Source organism: Paractinoplanes toevensis, assembly GCF_018332695.1.
GTDB lineage: Bacteria > Actinomycetota > Actinomycetes > Mycobacteriales > Micromonosporaceae > Actinoplanes > Actinoplanes toevensis.
The window spans coordinates 1-585 of sequence record NZ_BOQN01000188.1; the positions used below are offsets into that span (position 1 = coordinate 1).

1 protein-coding gene is annotated in these 585 nt (G+C 66.3%); it reads left to right on the plus strand.

The features are described from left to right. Positions 1-585 (plus strand): BMP family ABC transporter substrate-binding protein (locus tag Ato02nite_RS49905; protein WP_213013785.1); only part of this gene is annotated, 585 nt, incomplete at both ends.

The following is a 585-nucleotide window of genomic DNA, read 5'->3' on the forward strand; positions in this document are numbered from 1 at the left end:
AGCAGCTCGGCCAGCACCGCGGCCGCATACAAGGCCTGCATGGTCACCGACACCGGCGGCATCGACGACAAGTCGTTCAACGCTTCCGCGTGGGCCGGTCTGCAGGCAGCGAAGTCGCAGGCCAGCAACGTCGACCCGAAGTACGTGGCGTCCAGCGCCGAGGCCGACTACGAGCCCAACCTGCGCGGCTTCGTGACCCAGAAGTGCAACTTCATCCTCTCGGTCGGCGGCCTCATGGGCACCGCCACCCAGAAGGTGTCGGACGCGGAGAAGAGCTCGCAGTTCGCCATCGTGGACAGCGCGAGCACCGGGACCAACGTCTACCCGATGCAGTTCGCCACCCACCAGGCCTCGTTCCTCGCCGGCTACCTGGCCGCGGGTTACTCGAAGTCGGGCAAGGTCGCCACGTTCGGCGGCCTGAAGATCCCGCCGGTGACCATCTTCATGGACGGTTTCGCCGACGGCGTCGCCTACTACAACAAGGTGAAGAGCAAGAACGTCACCGTGCTCGGCTGGGACAAGACCAAGCAGGCCGGCAGCTTCACCGACGACTTCGCCAGCGCGGCCAAGGGCAAGGCGCTCGCC